The organism is Siccibacter turicensis LMG 23730 (genome assembly GCF_000463155.2).
Lineage (GTDB): Bacteria > Pseudomonadota > Gammaproteobacteria > Enterobacterales > Enterobacteriaceae > Siccibacter > Siccibacter turicensis.
Map to the genome: position 1 here is coordinate 1 of NZ_AWFZ01000032.1, position 301 is coordinate 301.

Genomic DNA, 301 nt, shown 5'->3' on the forward strand with positions numbered 1-301 from the left:
TAGGGGAACCTGCGGTTGGATCACCTCCTTACCTGAAAGATACAACCCTGCAGTGCTCACACAGATTGTCTGATGAAAAGTAATGAGCAAGACGGCTACGAAGTCGTGACACACCGTGTCCCCTTCGTCTAGCGGTTAGGACTCCGCCCTTTCACGGCGGCAACAGGGGTTCGAATCCCCTAGGGGACGCCACTTGCTGGGTGTGGGTGAAAGACACAACCAACCGATATCTCAAAACTGACTTTCAAGTCACGTTTGAGATATTTGCTCTTTAACAATCCGGAACAAGCTGAAAATTGAA

Annotated in this window: 1 tRNA gene; it reads left to right on the plus strand. The window is 49.8% G+C overall.

Going from position 1 to position 301, the window contains the following annotated elements:
• Positions 1 to 117: 117 nt before the first annotated feature.
• Positions 118 to 192: transfer RNA gene (locus DW58_RS11985), tRNA-Glu, on the plus strand.
• The last annotated feature ends 109 nt before the right edge of the window (positions 193 to 301 follow it).